This is a genomic window from Elizabethkingia sp. YR214 (assembly GCF_003058195.1).
In the GTDB taxonomy this organism is placed as follows: domain Bacteria; phylum Bacteroidota; class Bacteroidia; order Flavobacteriales; family Weeksellaceae; genus Elizabethkingia.
In genome coordinates this window covers 202,604-221,386 of the sequence record NZ_QBUH01000002.1, presented here as the reverse complement: position 1 = coordinate 221,386, position 18,783 = coordinate 202,604, and the positions used below count along the sequence as shown (strand labels likewise).

The following is an 18,783-nucleotide window of genomic DNA, read 5'->3' as shown; positions in this document are numbered from 1 at the left end:
TAAAGTTTAAAACTTTACAGCCTTTTTATAATTTATAGCCATGCTATAGAACAGTTAATTTCTAAATCAAGAAATTTATTTTACAGCTTTAATAGAAATAGCATACCCACCACTTCTCGCCATTTTCACAGGGATTTTTGTAGTACTTGTTACTACTTTTTTATAGATGTGATAGCTCTGTGGATTGGTGTCGTAATCTGCATCTTTACCATCTTCATAGATTACAGCTTCATACTTCTTCCCCTTATCCAGGAAAGATAAATCTATTGTAAAGTCACGCTTATTCTCATCAGTAATACCACCTACATACCATTCATCTTTACCTTTTGCTTTTCTGGCAATATGCAGATAGTCTCCAGGCTCAGCATCAAGTATTTTAGTATCATCCCAATCTACAGCTACATCTTTTATAAACTGGAATGCATCCATGTGTTTCGCATAGTTCTCCGGCAAGTCCGCAGCCATTTGTAATGGTGAATACATGGTTACATATAAAGCCAATTGTTTTGCCAGTGTTGTTTTTACCATACGCTTGTCTCCAGGGAAGTAGTAATCTAACTTCGTCTGGAAAATACCTGGTGTATAATCCATTGGCCCACCCATTTGTCTGGTAAACGGAAGGATCGTTGTATGATCTGCGTTGTTTCCGCCAAAAGCATCGTACTCGGTACCACGTGCAGCTTCTGCAGCTATCCAGTTTGGATAAGTACGATTAAGTCCTGTAGGACGTACAGATTCGTGAGAGTTAACCATAATCTTATAGTCCGCTGCTTTTTTAGCAACATGCAGGTAATGGTTATTAGTCCATTGGCTATAATGGTGTTCACCACGAGGAATAATATTTCCTACATAACCAGTTTTTACAGCATCATAACCATATTTGTTCATCAGCTTGAAAGCCGGATCCAGCCATCTTTCATAATTAACTGTTGAACCAGATGTTTCGTGGTGCATAATCAATTTAATGCCTTTACCATGAGCATACTCATTAAGCGCGGCAATATCGAAATCCGGATATGGCGTTACAAAATCGAAAACATCTTCTTTAGAATGTCCAAACCAGTCTTCCCAACCAATATTCCAGCCTTCAATAAGAAGTCCGTCGAAACCATTTTTCGCAGCAAAATCTATATACTCTCTTACTTTGGTATTATTAGCTGCATGCTTTCCGTTCGGGGTAAGTTTGGTAAAGTCTGTTTTTCCTAAATGTACATTATCTTCTGTAGAATATGCCCACTGGGATTTTCCGATAATCATTTCCCACCATACTCCCATATATTTGGTTGGCTTTATCCAGGAAGTATCTTTGTATTCTGTAGGTTCATTTAGATTAAAAATCATTTTAGAATCCAAAATTCCGGTAGCTGTAGGCGATACAATAATTGTTCTCCAAGGTGTATTAAAAGGTGTTTGTATATAACCTTTAGCTCCCTGTGCATCTGGGGTAAGATGTGTTTTGAATTTATAATTCTGGCTGTCTACTTCCAAATGTGATGCCGGATAATTAATCAATGCTGCCTCTCCTAAATCAACATACAATGGCTCTTTACCTTCTTTTTTAAGAATTAAAGGTGTTTGTACCGTATTTTTTACCGGGAACTGCGATGCATTTTGTTCTACAGCGCCAGCCCATTTTGCAGCAATCTCGGAAACTTTGGAAGTTTGATACTGATATTCCTGAGTATCATAATCTCCAACAATCCACCATGCTTTCATATCGGAAGGAAGATCTATTTCTGAATCTTCTTCTTTTATCACGAAATAATTAAGGTTCTTCTGTTGCGGAAATTCATAACGGAAGCCTAGACCATCATTGAACAATCTGAATTTAATTGCGATTGTACGATCCTGTTTGTCCTGATGAAGGTTTACGGTAAGCTCATTATAGTTATTGGTATAGCTTTTCTTTTCCCCCATTACTGGCTGCCAGGTTTCATTTTTAGTATCTCTTTTTTCAGATACTTTGGAGAATCCCTGATTCAGATCATTTTCATTTCCTTCTGTCTTATTAATCTCAGAAGCAAACTGTATATTGTTATCTTTAAATAAACGAAGTCCCAGTTTAGATTCCTCCACCACAACTTTTCCATTGTATTTCAGCTGATAATATGGTGTTCCGTTTTTCAGACTGAAATCCATCTGAAACTTTCCATCAGGAGATTTCAAAGTTTGTCCATACAAACCTCCTAATGTCAAACCAAAAAATGCAACTGCCAAACTTACTTTCTTCAAGTTCATAATTGTTATTTTATATTGTAATATCTAAAGTTATAAAAGTGAGACGATCTCACAATCATTTATTTTGCTAAAAGCATTAAAATATGTGCAGAAGACCAGCTAAAATTAATCGCATTCAGACCTTTTCCTGTTATAGGATGATAGGTTTCGTGAATGGGTTTATCTTCTAAAAGACCTTCGGCATTATTCATAAATTTATTAATCAATTCGTCAGCCTGCTGCTGATAGCCATATTTTCTCAATCCTGTAATTCCGAAATAAAACTGATCTATCCATACAGGGCCACGCCAGTAGCCTTTTAGTGGATCAAATTTCGGATGATCGGCTGTAAGAGTTGGTAATGGCACTTTTGTATTGAATTTGTGCTGATTCATCATAACCTTTGAAACAGCATTTGCCTGCTCTTTTGTAGCAATACCAGCCCATAAAGGAATCCATCCTTCAGGTCCTTCTACTGAGATAGGTTCTTGTTTTCCCAAAAGTTTATCATAATAGTAACCTTTGGTAGTATCATAAAATCTCTGATTGATTTTATCTGCCAGTCCGATGACGGAATTATTCCAATCTTGAGTCTCTTTCTTATTGCCTATAACTGCAGCCAGCTGAGACAAGTATTTTTTTTCGGCGAACAGATAAGCATTCAGATCTATACTCTCCTGGTTTAGAGACCAGGCTTTATCATTATTTTTCATCAATACAGCCTCATCAAAGCGCACTGCATTATCCATTCCACTTTCCCAGGCTGCAGCAATTCGCGTTCCGTCTGTAGAACCATATTCACACAACATGTTCTTATCATGGTCTCTGTTTTCATACCACCACTTATGGTATTTTATCAGTTTAGGATATATTTCTTTTACAAATGCTGCATCTTTAGTTTGTTCATAGACTTTCCATACAGCCCATGCGGCTAAAGGAGGTTTGGTATCCCGCCAGTTATTCTCTTTTTTATCTGTGTATACACAGTCTGCCACCATTCCGTATTCGTCCATATAGTCGAACATACTACGAATATTGTCTTTGGCCAGAGAGGTATTAAAATAACTCAACCCTACAGCCTGTTTCCAACTATCCCAACTCCAAAAACCATAAAATCCCTGGTAAGAAGCTGAAGGAAATACACCATCATGTAGCAGGTCTTTAGCAGCTGTTCTCCAGTTAGTCATTAACGTAACAATTGCTTTTACAGCAAGTCTCTGTTTCTTTTCATCTAATTGAGAGGTGTGCAAGAAATATTGCTGAAGATAACCATTCCAGCGCTTATCATTTTGCTTTAACTGAATACCAAAATCTACTTCTTTATTTTTAGTATTTGCCTCTTTAGTCTGAAGAAAATAATATTGAGACTGAATAAAATCGGTCTTACCACCTGCTGGTATATTTACTTTTCCTGCAGATGCCGTATACGAATCTGTAGTAATATCAATATTTACGGGCTGATCGAAAACTAACTTAAATGTATTTTCTTTAGCCTTTAGCTGAGCGGTAATCCCGTTACTATCTTTTACAAGAAGGGTTTCGGGTAGAAGTTTTCCTTCAAAGGACACAGTGAGTTCACGCTGAATTTTTGATCGGTTGTAAATACTTGTTTTTATTTTTGCTTCACGTCCTGATACAAAAATTAACTGCTGCTCTATATCCAGATTATCAATTATGAAATTCTGCTTTAATAATCCCGGATAATAATGCTGGGTAGTTTTTGATTTTTGCAAATCTATGTCTGTTCCGTTTTCTTTAATTCTGATCTTAGAAATAGTATTCGCCAGCCATTGTCCATCGAGATCCATAATAACAGGGCCTATAAAAGATCCGTAATCTTCTGCCTTTTCTGGCAAAGCATAGGCGTGCCACGCTCCCATATCGCTAAAAAGATTAGTTGTAATGTTTTTAGGATTCGAAACAACTGTTTTCAGGTTAAGAACATCAGCATACTTCTCACGTTGCTGTTGTGCATTTGATACAGAAAATAGAATTAAGAATAATACAGAAACTGTTTTTTTCATGGTTATAGTTCAATTTATCTTTTATTCTTAAATAAAAAAGTGTTGCTGTAAAACAACACTTTCTTATTATACTTGATTATATAACTATATTATTTTTCAATAGTATAAATACCTTTTTTAATATCTACAGTGATTTTGTAAACAGCACCTCCACCATCGAATTTAATATTTCCATTACTTCCTTTTGGAGCTAAATATCCTGAGTTACCATCTTTTGGAAGATTTCCCCAGTCTAAATCTCCCCAAGATTTCTGACCTATGAATTTAAACTGAGCATCGTTAGGTAAAGCAATGGTATATTCAAATACTCCTTCAGATACATTTTTCATTACAATCGGATCTTTTTCATTCCAGTTATTCACAGACCCTACAATATAAACATTTGCAGGATTCCATATTGCAACCGGAGATGCAGAAACATTCAAAGATTTTTCTTTGCTGTCTATTTCTACTTTATATACCCCTGTAGCTCCTGTAAACTTCATATTTTCATTATCACCCAAAGTTACATTAGACGACACTGTTTTAAAATATCTATTTTCAGTTTTTGTTCCAGGAAGATCAATACTATAATTAATAGGATTCCAAGATTTTTGTCCTAAGAATCTGAAGTTTTCACCACTCTTAAGGTAAGTATAAATAACTGAAGTATTATCCTGATTGCTTAGCAAAAGAGACTGACTGTCGCTCCATCCGGCCGCTGTAGCAGCACCTACCAAATAAAAATCTAATGAGGTAAGGTATGGTGTAACTGTAAATTTTATTGTCTTAGAGTAAATAGTTGACTGTGTAGGAACATTAGAAGCTAATCTAACTTCAACATCCGAGGCAATAGCTGCTGGTAAGCCAAGTTCTAAAGCTGCTGCATTCAACTGCTGAACAGTATAATCCATCGCTTTTGCTCCGGACGTTAACGCAACTTCTTTAATTTTAGCAAAATTAGTCCCGGCTTTTGCAAGCTGTAAACTGCTTTTAACCTCTACATTTAATCCATAAGAAGGATTGATCCATGAAAAAGTTGTTGCTTTCTGAGAAGCATTATCTGCATTTAGTACAAAACTAGTTCCTGTCATGCTAAGATCAGATGTCCCCGGAGTACCAATTACGGCTCTGTCTTCATCCTTCTCACAGGAAATCAATAAGAAACCAATAATAGCTGTAAATGCTATTTTAAATATATTTTTCATAATACAAATTCAAAAATTAGTAACCCGTATTTTGTTTAAGGTTTGGATTAGCAATTAAATCGCTGGAAGGAATTGGATAAAGTGTTCTGAAATCCTCTACTCCTCTTCCATCCTTAACGCCACCTTTCCATGGCCACAAATAACTACTTCCAGTAAATTTACCAAAGCGGATAAGATCTGTTCTTCTTGTTGCTTCCCAGGATAACTCTCGTGCTCTTTCATCAAGAATAAAGTCTAAATTCAGAGAATTTACATTTCCGGAGTTATCACCATAAGCTCTTGTCCTCAGCTGATTCACATAGGTAAGAGCCTGAGCATTGCTGCCACCTCCGCCTCTTAGTACTGCTTCCGCATACATCAGATAAGCATCTGCCAGACGGAACATCGGGAAATCGGTATCTACAAAATCTCCGGAAGCATCCGATCCTTGTTTACCTGTCGATGTAATATTCTTGAATTTAACCAATGGATAACCATCTGTAAATGTAGTTACATTATCAATCTCCAGCTTTTGGCCATTGGTATAGAACACTCCTCTTTTATCTCGGGAACCGTTTGCATCCGGGAATAACTGAACCAAACTTTTGGTTGTTCTAAGGCCACCCCAGCCACTGTTGATTCCAAAATCAGAAGGTTTCATACTTCCACCTACTGCTGCGTGGATCAAATAAGTAGTACCACCGTAAGTTTTGGTATTAAGTCCATCGTAATTGATAGAGAAAATAACTTCGTTATTGGCAACATTATTATCAGCAAGGAAAAGGTCACCATATTTAGGTTTAAGGCTATAACCTCCATTAATTACTTTCTCTGCATATGTTCTGGCCTCAGTATATTTTTTAGCTCCGGTATACACTTCTGCATTCAGGTATAACTTTGCCATTACCATCCATACAGCTGCTTTATCTGCGCGTCCGTATTCATTGGTACGTGGATCTTTTAGTAATCCTTCGAGATCTTTCAGCTCACTTTCTACATAAGCAAAAAGCTCTTCACGTGTGATTCTCTTTGGAGGTTTTACACCTACTTCATCTTTTTCGGTAACAAATGGAACATTACCAAACATATCAATAGCATGATAGTAGCTTAGTGCTCTAAGGAAACGTGCTTCGTTTCTGTATAATCTTGCTTCTTCTGCCTGTGCTCCTGTTATATTTCTGGATGCTAGTTTCTCATCCGTTGTTTCACGAATAAACTCATTACATAGTGCTACCTGATAGAAAATACGATAGTATAATGCAGTAATAAAACTATTTGTAGATCCCCAGTTCATGTTATGAAGATCCGGAAGAAAAGCATCATTCCATGCTACTACAGCTTCATCTGTCGGAAGCTCTTGTAACTGGAAATATTGCCTAAGGTAGCTTGAAGTTCCGGTATCTATACCACCGATATCGGCACCTCCGGTATCATCTCCACTTTTTTGACCAGTAAGGGCAAGCCCAGCATAACATTTTGCCAACACTCCTTTATAATTGGAAAAATTTGCATAAACCGATGCTGAACTAATATCTGTTATAGGTAATCTGTCAAGATCTTTTTCACAAGAAGTTACACCGAGTAACATTACTACTCCGGCAACTAATAATTTACGATTTATAGAATTAAAAAATTTCATTGCTGTGTTTTTAGAATTGGAAGTTAAAACCTAAAGAATAAATTCTTGGTCGTTGGTACGCATTGTTATCAATTCCTGATTTTGTTGTTCCGTTTAGTTCCGTCGTCAATAATTCAGGATCCAGTCCGCTGTATTTTGTAATTAAAAATACATTCTGAGCCGATAAAGAAACTCTTAACTTATACTTGTCATTGATAAAATGTGGGAAGTTATACCCAATATTAAGATTATCCATTCTAAGGAATGAACCATTCTCTACATAATAGTCGGAAAGATATTGTGCTCTCTTAAAACCTGTATCCAAATAGCTTGTAGAGATATTGGATAAATAGTCATTATTAGAAATATTCTGCAATGATCCGGCCTTAGAAGCCATATTGTTATACACATAGTTTCCGATACTTGCTCTTAAAGAGAAGCCCAGATCCCAATTTTTATAAGTAAATCTCGAAGAGAAACCTAATAAAACATCAGGAATTGGTGATTTGTATTGGTATAAATCCTGTTCGTTAATCACACCATCACCATTACGGTCTACATAAACTCCTTCAAGAGGTTTTCCGTCTTGTCCATATACCTGTTGGTATACATAGAATGAGAATGGTGTATAACCAACCTGATGAACCTGAACTGTTGTTCCAGTCCCTCCTTCTATACCACCTATTAATACTTTCTGATCGGGATTATTCTGAGCGGAAAGGTTGGTAACTTTAGAAGTATAGTGTGTTGCATTAACACTAAATTCCCAACTGAAATTTTCTTTCTGAATTGCTTTTACATTAACATTAGCTTCTATACCCTTATTCTTCATGTCTCCTACATTGATCAGTAAGAGGTTGGTAAGATTAGCACCCGCAGGTACTGGCACAATGCTTAATAAATCTTTAGATTTCTTCTCGTATACTTCTACAGATCCGGTAATTCTTTCATTCAGGAATCCGAAATCTAAACCTATATTTTTGGTAATAGTGGTTTCCCATTTCAGATTTTTATCATACCCTTGTGCCCGAAGTGTATTATAGAATTGGTCACCTATCTGATATTTTGTTCCGTTATCACTAACCACATATCTCGCAAGGAATGGATAGTCATTATTAATAACTCCCTGTTGACCAGTTTCTCCCCAACCAGCTCTTAGCTTTAAAGAAGATACTACATTTTGGTTTTTCATGAAGTTTTCTTTATCTATTCTCCATGCCAGACCTATCGCTGGAAAAACACCACTTCTGTTCTCTTTGCTGAAACGTGATGAGCGGTCGTTACGCACTGTAGCCGTTAAGAAATATTTCTCACCAAAATTATAGTTGAAACGTCCGAAGTAAGAAAGAATAGTAGACTGTGTTTCAAAGGCATTAACTATATCAGGTTGTAATGCAGGATCTCCTTTAATAGTCATAGCTAAAGGTTCGCTTCTGTAAAAATCCTGATAAGAATAACCCGCTGTAACATCGAATGTAGAGTTTAGTGATTCTACTTTTTTGTTATAGTTTAAATAAGCATCAAACAACTTATTTTTTCTGCTCTGGGTATACCTTTTATAAGTTCCACTATTATAAAATGCAGATGCTGAAGTAGGCAATACTCTGGTATTCCCTTTGGAATCTGTATAATCTATACCAGCATTAACATTTACGCGTAGTTCCGGAAGGAAATGGAATTTATAATCTAACTGAATATTTCCCAGACTTCTGGTTACATATGATACATCTATTTTCTGGTTTAGCATAGAAAGCGGATTCTTCGTACCATTGGTATTAGGCAATCCTGTTGAAGCATTCAACCATTCCCAGTAGCCGCCTAAAGCTGTATTTGCAGGATCATAAACAGATTGTGTAGGATCAAAAGCTGCAGCAGCTCCTATAGCTCCTACATCTGCAAATCTGTTTTCGGTATAAATACCTTTGTAGTTAATATCTACCGATAAATGCTTATCAAAAAATTTAGGACTTAGATTAATCCCCACATTGGAACGTTCGAAATTACTGGTTTTGATAATACCATCCTGCTTAAGATATCCTAGTGATAAACGGTAAGGCAGCCCTTTAATTCCTCCAGAGATAGCCACGCTATTATCAAACCCTAAAGCGGTTTGATAAATTTGCTTCTGCCAATCCGTATTACTATTTCCTAATAATTTTTTATACTCATCTGTTGCATACTGATTTACTACAGAACGGAACTGATCGCCATTCAATACTCCGATAGTTCCCATTTTGGTGTATATAGAAGTATTACTGTTGTAGCTTACTTTTAGTTTACCGGAAGTTCCTTTTTTAGTAGTAATAATTATTACACCATTGGAAGCTCTGGAACCGTAAATAGCCGTAGCAGATGCGTCTTTCAGAATACTGAAACTTTCAATATCATTAGGGTCAATCAGCGCTAGCCCGTTAGATGCTCCATTGATGGTACTATTATCCACAGGAACCCCATCTATAACCAATAACGGGTCATTACTTGCGTTAAGGGAAGCTCCCCCACGAATTCTGATCGTAGATCCTGATCCTGGTGCTCCACCAGCGGTTACAATTTGTACACCAGCGGCTTTTCCCTGAATCAATTGTTCGGGTGAGCCTATTGCTCCCTGATTGAAATCCTTAGCAGTAAGCGCTGTTACAGATCCTGTAAGATCTGATTTTTTTTGCTTTCCGTAACCGATCAATACGACCTGTTCTATTTCCTTTGTCTTTGTTGAATCTTTCTGTTGTGCATTCAACATTACACCTGCTAATAAGAATGCCGGTGCAACCTTCATAAATACAAGATTACTTTTCACAAATTATATTTTTATATTTCAACTTTACTCTTGCTTCAAAATAAGCCTTTTAAAGTATCATTATTTTTTAATATAAATTTAACATTTACTTAACATAAATTAATGAAATAATATAACAACATGGTTATCAATGTTATAATTTACGAAAATTGTGTAGTTTTTCACATTAATTCACTACACTGTTCCATATTTTATTAATTATTATGCTCCCGAAAACGTTTGCGAAAAACAGATTTCATAATTTTCCATAAAAAAAGCACCTCTTTTGGAGGTGCTTTAAATTATCTTGATTAAGATTTTTATTGGTCTACATAATCCTGAAGACCATCTGTATTTTCCACCGGATATGTCTCAGTAAAACATCCGAAACAATGGTCTGAACTTCCCAGAATATCTTTCAGGTTATCCATACTAAGGAATTCCAGGGAATCAACTCCCAAATAATCTCTTAATTCGTCTCTGGACATATTAGCAGAAATAAGATCGTCTTTTACAGGTGTATCAATACCAAGGAAGCACGGTGCTACAATTGGTGGAGAAACACTTCTGAAGTGGATCTCTTTCACTCCTGCATCCTTAAGGATTTTTACCAGACGTTTAGAGGTTGTTCCTCTTACAATAGAGTCATCTATAATCACAACTCTCTTCCCTTTAATCTCAGAAATAATAGGATTAAGCTTCAGGTTTACAATCCTTTCACGCATTTCCTGCGTTGGGATAATAAAAGATCTTCCGATGTAGCGGTTTTTAATAAGAACCGGTCTGAACGGAATACCTGATGCTTTAGAAAATCCAATTGCTGCAGGAACTCCAGAATCCGGAACTCCGATTACAAGATCGGCTTCCACAGGTGCCTGTTCCCAAATTTTCTCTCCAGATTTTTCACGGATTTCGTGAACATTAATATTTTCAAGAGTCGTATCAGGACGTGCAAAGTAAATATATTCGAATGCACAGATTTTGTTTACACAGTCATCTTTCACCATGTAAGACTGCAATCCGTCATTTTCAGTAGTGAAAACTACTTCACCCGGCAGGATATCTCTTACATACTGAGCTCCCATAGCATCCAATGCACAGGTTTCTGATGCAGCAACATAAGTTTGCTCGTCTATAGCACCCAATACCAAAGGTCTGATTCCGTTGAAATCTCTGAAAGCAAAGAATTTATTACGGGTCATCCCTACTACAGAATATGCTCCTTCAATGCGCTCCATAGTTGCTTTTATTGCGCCACGAAGTCCCAGATCTAAATTCTTCTGAATAAGACGAAGAATAACTTCGGAATCGGAAGTTGCTTTGAAAACAACACCTTCTTCCTCCAGTTCTTTTTTCAGAATTCTGGCATTGGTAAGGTTTCCGTTATGTGCAATCGACAGAATAATCTGATCGTATTCATTCTTTGCAAAGAATGGCTGATAATTATACTTTTTCTTATCTCCGGCAGTTGTATAACGGGTGTGGCCTATAACGGAATTCCCCATATAAGTTTCCGGATTCTCAATACTCTTAAAAACGTCCAGCACCAGGCCTTCGTCTTTATAAGAATGTATTTTACCATCCTTTAGCACTGAAATACCGCAAGCCTCCTGGCCCCTGTGCTGCAGTGCAAATAAGCCAAATTGAGAAAGGGAGAAAGTATCGATATCATGGTAAGAATACATTCCCATAATACCACATTCTTCTGTAGGCTCATCTAGCATAGAATCTCCGGTTTTTTTCCAGATATTTCTCTGATAAGCTCTCTCTTTAAACTGGCTTAAATAATTTTGTTTTTGAATTGCTAAATCTTTCATTTTTAACAGATCATCGCTGATCAATCTGAGATATATTTAATTATTTATTCAAAGCTGTTTTCAGACGGTTGTAAATTTCTTCGTAAGCTTCTGTAACTTCACCAAGATCTCTTCTGAAACGGTCTTTATCAAGCTTTTTCATAGTGTCTTTATCCCATAATCTGCAAGTATCCGGGCTAATCTCGTCTGCTAAAACAATTTTACCATCCATTGTTTTACCTAATTCAATTTTAAAGTCAACAAGGATAATATTCATTTTATCAAACAACTCACCTAAAAGCTCATTAATTTGTCCTGTAAGGGCATACATTTCTTTCAACTCATCATAAGTAGCAGCACCTAAACAAACTGCATGGTGATCATTGATTAATGGATCACCTAATTCGTCTTTCTTATAGCAGATATCAAAGATTGTTACCGGAGATTTCATTCCTTCTTCTAATCCTAAACGCTGTGCCATACTACCAGCTACATAGTTTCTTACGATTACTTCTAACGGAATAATATCTACTTTCTTAACTAACTGCTCACGATCGTTAAGTTTGCTTATAAAATGGGTTGGAATGCCTTTATCGTTCAGGTATTCGAAAATAAGAGTTGAAATCTCATTATTCAGCTCTCCTTTCTTATCTACCTGACCTTTTTTCTGGTTATTAAAGGCTGTTGCATCGTCTTTGTAACGTACTACAACTTCTGCAGGATTTTCAGTTGCAAAAACCTGCTTTGCTTTTCCTTCATAGAGCATTTCTTTCTTCTGACTCATAGTTTTTTTCTTTTTTAAGGAATCCCGATAATGCGGCTCCCATTTTTAACTTCTTATTAAACTTTATTTTTTAAAAACTCATTTTAACACCAATAGTGTTAATTCCATATGCATTCCCTCCGACAACATCAAGAGAATACTGAGGCTTGCCGTCTTCACCATTTTTTACTTTCTTAAAATGGCTTCGGGCAATTGATCTTCCGGAGAAGTATCCGATTAAAAGTGCCAGTGGGTAATCTGAAGCCCAATGTACTTCGCTCTGCATCATCTGAAAACAAAGACCTCCTATTAAAGTATACCCTACTGGTTTTAACCATTTAACATCCGGATAGTTGGTTGTAATAACTGTAAAACCTGCCATAATCGTAGCCAAATGCCCTGAAGGCATTGCATCATAATGAGGGGTATTCTTTCCGTAAGCACTAAAACTAGGGAAAGGATTCCACGCACCACCGGAATTTCCATTTTCTCTTGCGATAAACGGACTTTCTCTACCTGTAGATCTCTTAAGCACCTGAACATAAAATCCACTTAATGCTAAACTTTCCAATAAACCACTGGCAGTAGCATAAGCACGATAATCATTCTTCATCAATCCATAAGTAAGGAAACCAGCTCCCAGTAACAATACTGTTGTTCCGTTTCCGATCATGTAAAGTCCTGCTCCAACGCTTTTCGGAATAGGCCCGAACTTAGCGTATTTATTCTCGGCACTCATCCCCAGATTATCTGCCAGCTTACGGCTGCCATCTACAATCTGCTGATCAAATGGAACCAGTAATGCTGTGGCTGCAACTGCTCCGCCTAGATACCATGCATTCCCGTTCTGAACAAAACTACGATTGGTCGTCATAAAATCTTTTGGAAGATTCGTAATCGGTTCATGCCACTTTGGTCTTGGATATTCTCTTACCTCTCCATTTTTAAGGATTACCTGTTGTACTTTAACAGCCGGTTCCTCTCTCCTTATACTATCCTGTTCTTGTCCATAACAATAAACCCCAAAAGACATCAACGTACAAACTCCCAATAATTTTACTCTCATATAGTTTCTACAGCAACAATAACTTTTATAGTTATACAAAGCTCCCTGAAATAAAGTTACCACTATTTCAGGGGACTTTTAATATTTAATTTTTAAAATAGTCAACTCCGTTTTTAAATACATTGTGGTAATTCGCATCCGGGATGTTCTTCATAAGACCGTTTGCAAAACGTTCTGTATGTCCCATTCTACCATATATTTTTCCGGATTTACTCGTAATACCTTCTATACCGAAAAGCGATGCATTCGGGTTATGTGGCATTCCATGCGCCACATTTCCATCCAAATCTACATACTGCGTTGCAATCTGACCGTTTTTATAAAGATTTTCTAATTCTGCCTCAGATGCATAGAATCTTCCTTCACCATGTGAAATTGGAACAGTAAAAGTTTGACCTTTCATTCCTTTTAACCAAGGACTATCATCATTTAGTACCTTTACATTAACCATCTGGGAGATATGTCTTCCGATAGCATTGAAAGTTAGTGTTGGTGATGTTTCATCCAAATCTCTGATCTCACCGTAAGGTAAAAGTCCTGATTTTACTAAAGCCTGGAATCCGTTACAGATCCCTAATACAAGACCATCTCTTTCCAGCAATCTATGTACTGCAGATTTTATTTTTTCATTCTTAAGAACGTTTACAATAAATTTAGCAGAACCATCCGGCTCATCACCTGCACTGAAACCACCTGCAAAAGTTAAGATTTGGGCAGAATCAATTTCTCTTACCCATGCATCAAGACTTTCGTTTAGTTTATCATTGTTCAGATTGATTAGCGGAATACTGTTTACATCTGCTCCTTCTTTTCTGAAAGCATTCAATGTTTCGTATTCACAATTCGTTCCAGGGAATAGAGGAATAAACACTTTTGGTGTTGCAATCTTATGAGAAATAATTTCTATTGAAGATTTATTAATTCCATTCATACTTTCATCGAAAGCAACAACTTCAGCTTTCCTTTCCTCAGTAGGGAAAAGCTTTTTGAATGTCCCAGTCCACACTTCAAGTAGATTACCGATAGAATACTCTAAATTATTTATTTTTAATAAATTAGAAGTATTTACCGATCCAATTTCTTTAATCAGTATATTTTCTATATTTCCTGTAGATTCTATTACAAAGCTTGCCAGATTTTTCTCTAAAAGTACTTTATCATCTGCAGAAATTTCAGCTCCAAGATGGTTACCAAAACTCATTTTTGCTAAAGCAACTGCAAGACCTCCGTCTTTAATTGTCTTAACAGAAACGATGTTTCCTTTCTTAATTTCCGCATAAATGAAGTCGTAAATATTCTTTAATTCTTCATAGTTTGGAAGACCATTTTCTAATGGCTTATGCTCGTAGAAATAAAGTTTATTTCCGGCTTTCTTAAATTCAGGAGAAATAATGTCTTTCTTATTTCCGTTTGCACAAGCAAAAGAAATAAGGGTTGGTGGAACATTTAGATCCAGATAAGTTCCGGACATACTGTCCTTACCTCCAATCGCAGCTAAACCTAAATTGATCTGAGCATTGTAAGCTCCTAAAAGGGAAGCAAATGGTTTCCCCCATTTATCTGCTTTGTCTCCTAGTTTTTCAAAGTACTCCTGGAAGCTTAGTCTGATATTTTTATAATCACCTCCCATTGCTACTATCTTCCCAACAGATTCCACAACTGCATAAGCTGCACCTATCAGAGAGTTTTGTACAGAAGTCTCGGCATCAAATCCCCATGAAGCTAAAGAAACTGTTTCCACATCTTTTGCTTCTTCAATTGGCAATGTCTGCACACTTCCTTCCATTGGAGTTAACTGGTGCTTCCCTCCTAATGGCATTGCTACAGTAGTACCTCCTACTGAAGAGTCAAACATCTCCAATAAGCCCTTCTGTGATGCTACATTTTTATCTTTTAATGCTGCTAAGAAGTTTTCTTCATTAAATGCCTGTGTTTTATTTTCAACTTTTCTCAGGTGATTAACAACAATAGTCTGAGATTTAGCACAGCCATTGGTATCTAAAAAGTCTCTGCTAAGATCTACAATCTTATCTCCTTTCCAGAAAATCTGCATTCTACCACTATCTGTTACAGTAGCAACATGTACTGCTTTTATGTTTTCGGCTTCACAAAGCCCGATAAATTTATCTTTATCTTCAGGCGAAATAACAACGGCCATTCTTTCCTGAGATTCGGAAATTGCAAGCTCTGTTCCGTTTAGGCCATCATATTTCAATGGTAAAACATCCAGATTAACCTCTAAAGAATCTGCAATCTCTCCAATTGCTACAGAAACACCACCTGCTCCAAAGTCATTTGACTTCTTAATCAGTTTTGTAACCTCTGGTTTTCTGAATAATCTCTGGATTTTACGTTCTTCAACAGCATTACCTTTCTGTACTTCTGTACTCAGGGTATGGATACTGGTTTCGTCCTGCTCTTTGGAAGAACCTGTTGCTCCACCTACACCATCTCGACCAGTTGCTCCTCCCAGAATAATAACAAAATCTCCGTTCTCTGGTTTCTCACGACGTACCCAGTCTGTAGGTACAGCACCTACCACAAAGCCAACTTCCATTCTTTTGGCCTTGTAGCCTTCATCATATATTTCGTTAACCATAGTAGTTGCAAGTCCGATCTGGTTACCATAAGAAGAATAACCATTTGCCGCTTGCTTAGAAATAGTCTTCTGAGGAAGTTTGCCCGGAAGTGTCTTTTCTACCAGCTCTAAAACATCTGCGGCACCGGATAAACGCATTGCCTGATAAACAAATGAACGTCCGGATAATGGGTCACGTATAGCACCACCTAAACAAGTAGATGCACCACCAAATGGTTCAATCTCTGTAGGGTGATTATGTGTTTCGTTTTTGAAGAGAAGATACCATGGTTCTTTTTTACCATCGAACTCAGCTTCAATTTCTATTGTACAGGCATTGATCTCGTCTGAGATCACCAGATTTTCAAGCTTTCCTGTTTTCTTGAAGTACTTAGCACAAACTGTTCCTAAATCCATTAGAGAGATAGGCTTATGCTCACGGTTTAGTTCTTTTCTTTTCTCTAAATAGTCATTAAAGATGTTCTCTAATGTTTCTTTAAACTCGTCTTCGAATTTAATATCTGTAAGTGCTGTTTCGAAAGTTGTGTGACGACAGTGGTCGCTCCAGTAAGTATCCAGAACTTTAAGTTCCGTTTCTGTCGGATCTCTTTGCTCTGTTTTGAAGTAGTTCTTAATAAATTCCAGATCATCTAAACCAAAAGCAAATCCATGTTCTTTATAGAAAACAGCCAGCTGCTCAGCATCAAAATTGATAAACCCGTTATAAACAGGAACTGCTTTTGGCGCTGCCTGTGCAGGGATCTCCAGCTTAGACAAGTCTTTCTCTCTGGATTCTACTTTATTAATTAAAAGGTCTTTAATTTTAGGCAAATCTGCTTCAGTCACACCTTCCATTTCAATAATCTTACCACTTCTTACAGTTGCATTTTCAGCATCTGTAAGGATAGAGATACACTGCTCTGCTGAGTCAGCTCTCTGATCATACTGGCCAGGTAAAAATTCGGTTGCCAGAAAAATATTCTGTACCGGGTTTTCTAAATGCAGAATATCGGTTACCGGATCTACAAATGTACTGTTGGCAACTTTATTCAGGTCTTTTTCTTCCAGTCCGAAGATGTCATAAACATTGTAGACTTTTACAGATGTTATCTGTGGAAGTATCTCTTTTATTTCGTCAAAGATTTTAGGACTTTCAACATCAAAGATTCCTTTTTTCTCAACAAAAATTCTGTAATTCATAGTTGTTCATTTTTCACGGGTCTTACTCCGTGTTATAATTAAATTGCTCTTTTAGGAGCTTGTCACTTTTTAATATTATATAAACAAAAAATTGCAGCACAGTGCCGCAATTTTATTTAAACTTTAAGTTCAGCTTCTAAACCGATAAGGTCGGAGTATTTATCCAGGATAGGCTGTGCTTCGTTCTGGATGAATTCAGAAGTCTGGATCGGAGCAAATCCGATGAAATTCTTCGGATCTAACACTTCCGCCAGTTTTGACTTATCAAGCCTTAACCTGTCGTCGTTCATTATCCTTTCTATCAGGTCATTTTCCTTACCTTCCATCTTAACTTTCTTGGAGGCTTCCATAGAATGCTGACGGATAATCTCGTGGATCTCCTGTCTGTCACCGCCGGCTTTTACTTCTTCCATAATAATGTATTCTGTAGCCATGAAAGGAAGTTCTTCCATAATATGTTTGTTGATACGGTTTTCATATACCACCATACCATTCAGGATATTATTCCAAATAAGCAGGATTGCATCAACTGCTAAAAACGCCTGTGGAATTGTTAATCTTTTGTTTGCTGAGTCATCCAGTGTTCTTTCGAACCACTGAGTTGCTGCAACCATTGCAGAACTACTGCTTAGTGACATTACATATTTAGCTAATGCACCGATTCTTTCAGAACGCATTGGATTTCTTTTGTAAGCCATAGCGGAAGAACCGATCTGATCTTTTTCAAATGGCTCCTCTACCTCTTTAAGATTCTGTAATAATCTAAGGTCGTTTGTAAATTTATGTGCTGACTGAGCAATGTTAGATAATAAAGAAACTACTTTAGCATCTATTTTTCTGTCGTATGTTTGTCCGGAAACTCCGAAAACTTTATCAAAACCAAAACGCTTGGATAGTTCTTTATCCAGTGTTTTTACTTTTTCATAATCTCCGTTGAAAAGTTCCAGGAAGCTTGCCGCTGTACCTGTTGTTCCTTTTACACCACGGAAACGAAGTGTCTCTAAAAAGAATTCTAATTCTTCAAAATCAAGGATTAAACTCTGAAGCCAAAGTGTAGCTCTTTTCCCTACAGTAGTTAACTGTGCTGGTTGGAAATGTGTAAATCCTAGAGTTGGTACGTCTTTGTATTTGATAGCAAAGTCCGAAAGTCCTTTTACTACATTTACCAATTTCTGGCGAAGGATAATTAAACCATCGCGCATCTGGATAAGATCAGTATTATCTCCTACAAATGCTGAAGTAGCTCCTAAATGAATAATACCTTTTGCAGAAGGTGCCACATCTCCATATGCATGGACGTGAGCCATTACATCATGACGAAATTTCTTTTCGTACTCTGCTGCTTTGGTGTAATCAATATTAGTTTCATTAGCTTTTAGCTCTGCGATTTGCTCATCTGTAATTTCCAGACCAAGATTTTTTTCAATTTCGGCAAGAGCTATCCAAAGCTTTCTCCAGTTCTGAAATTTGTTATCGTGGGAAAAATTAAAAAGCATTTCCGCACTAGAATAACGTTCTTCCAGCGGGTTTTTGTAGGTATTCATTTTTTACTTTTAAATTAGAGCAACAAAAATACGAA

Annotated in this window: 10 protein-coding genes; all 10 read right to left on the bottom strand. The window is 36.9% G+C overall.

The window, feature by feature from the left end; all coding sequences use genetic code 11:
* Positions 1-75: 75 nt before the first annotated feature.
* Entirely contained in the window at positions 76-2,238 is a 2,163-nt protein-coding gene (locus C8J95_RS04115; protein WP_185124608.1) for a glycoside hydrolase family 97 protein, read from the bottom strand.
* 59 nt (positions 2,239-2,297) lie between these two features.
* Entirely contained in the window at positions 2,298-4,241 is a 1,944-nt protein-coding gene (locus C8J95_RS04110) for a trehalase family glycosidase (RefSeq protein WP_107808871.1), read from the bottom strand.
* Positions 4,242-4,330: 89 nt separating this feature from the next.
* Positions 4,331-5,428, bottom strand: coding sequence for a SusE domain-containing protein (locus tag C8J95_RS04105; protein ID WP_107808870.1), 1,098 nt, complete (start codon positions 5,426-5,428; stop codon positions 4,331-4,333).
* 16 nt (positions 5,429-5,444) lie between these two features.
* Positions 5,445-7,046: a RagB/SusD family nutrient uptake outer membrane protein gene (locus tag C8J95_RS04100; RefSeq protein WP_107808869.1), complete on the bottom strand. Its 1,602-nt coding sequence runs from the start codon at positions 7,044-7,046 to the stop codon at positions 5,445-5,447.
* Positions 7,047-7,056: 10 nt separating this feature from the next.
* Positions 7,057-9,801: a SusC/RagA family TonB-linked outer membrane protein gene (locus C8J95_RS04095; RefSeq protein WP_185124610.1), complete on the bottom strand. Its 2,745-nt coding sequence runs from the start codon at positions 9,799-9,801 to the stop codon at positions 7,057-7,059.
* Positions 9,802-10,121: 320 nt separating this feature from the next.
* On the bottom strand, positions 10,122-11,618 hold the full coding sequence (gene purF / locus C8J95_RS04090) for an amidophosphoribosyltransferase (RefSeq protein ID WP_059325385.1): 1,497 nt from the start codon (positions 11,616-11,618) through the stop codon (positions 10,122-10,124).
* A 40-nt stretch (positions 11,619-11,658) separates the two neighbouring features.
* The gene (gene purC, locus C8J95_RS04085; RefSeq protein ID WP_021346863.1) at positions 11,659-12,381 is read right to left on the bottom strand and encodes a phosphoribosylaminoimidazolesuccinocarboxamide synthase; all 723 of its coding nucleotides are present in this window, start codon (positions 12,379-12,381) and stop codon (positions 11,659-11,661) included.
* A gap of 70 nt (positions 12,382-12,451) precedes the next feature.
* Positions 12,452-13,426, bottom strand: coding sequence for a phosphatase PAP2 family protein (locus C8J95_RS04080; RefSeq protein WP_255412712.1), 975 nt, complete (start codon positions 13,424-13,426; stop codon positions 12,452-12,454).
* A gap of 85 nt (positions 13,427-13,511) precedes the next feature.
* Positions 13,512-17,204: a phosphoribosylformylglycinamidine synthase gene (locus C8J95_RS04075; protein ID WP_107808866.1), complete on the bottom strand. Its 3,693-nt coding sequence runs from the start codon at positions 17,202-17,204 to the stop codon at positions 13,512-13,514.
* A gap of 116 nt (positions 17,205-17,320) precedes the next feature.
* Entirely contained in the window at positions 17,321-18,748 is a 1,428-nt protein-coding gene (purB, locus tag C8J95_RS04070) for an adenylosuccinate lyase (RefSeq protein WP_059155689.1), read from the bottom strand.
* Positions 18,749-18,783: the final 35 nt, after the last annotated feature.

What these genes read in the sequence shown, in the direction of transcription:
- C8J95_RS04115 (WP_185124608.1), bottom strand. Translation starts at nt 2,238, where the DNA reads ATGAACTTGAAGAAAGTAAGTTTGGCAGTTGCATTTTTTGGTTTGACA.
- C8J95_RS04110 (WP_107808871.1), bottom strand. Translation starts at nt 4,241, where the DNA reads ATGAAAAAAACAGTTTCTGTATTATTCTTAATTCTATTTTCTGTATCA.
- C8J95_RS04105 (WP_107808870.1), bottom strand. Translation starts at nt 5,428, where the DNA reads ATGAAAAATATATTTAAAATAGCATTTACAGCTATTATTGGTTTCTTA.
- C8J95_RS04100 (WP_107808869.1), bottom strand. Translation starts at nt 7,046, where the DNA reads ATGAAATTTTTTAATTCTATAAATCGTAAATTATTAGTTGCCGGAGTA.
- C8J95_RS04095 (WP_185124610.1), bottom strand. Translation starts at nt 9,801, where the DNA reads ATGAAGGTTGCACCGGCATTCTTATTAGCAGGTGTAATGTTGAATGCA.
- purF (WP_059325385.1), bottom strand. Translation starts at nt 11,618, where the DNA reads ATGAAAGATTTAGCAATTCAAAAACAAAATTATTTAAGCCAGTTTAAA.
- purC (WP_021346863.1), bottom strand. Translation starts at nt 12,381, where the DNA reads ATGAGTCAGAAGAAAGAAATGCTCTATGAAGGAAAAGCAAAGCAGGTT.
- C8J95_RS04080 (WP_255412712.1), bottom strand. Translation starts at nt 13,426, where the DNA reads ATGAGAGTAAAATTATTGGGAGTTTGTACGTTGATGTCTTTTGGGGTT.
- C8J95_RS04075 (WP_107808866.1), bottom strand. Translation starts at nt 17,204, where the DNA reads ATGAATTACAGAATTTTTGTTGAGAAAAAAGGAATCTTTGATGTTGAA.
- purB (WP_059155689.1), bottom strand. Translation starts at nt 18,748, where the DNA reads ATGAATACCTACAAAAACCCGCTGGAAGAACGTTATTCTAGTGCGGAA.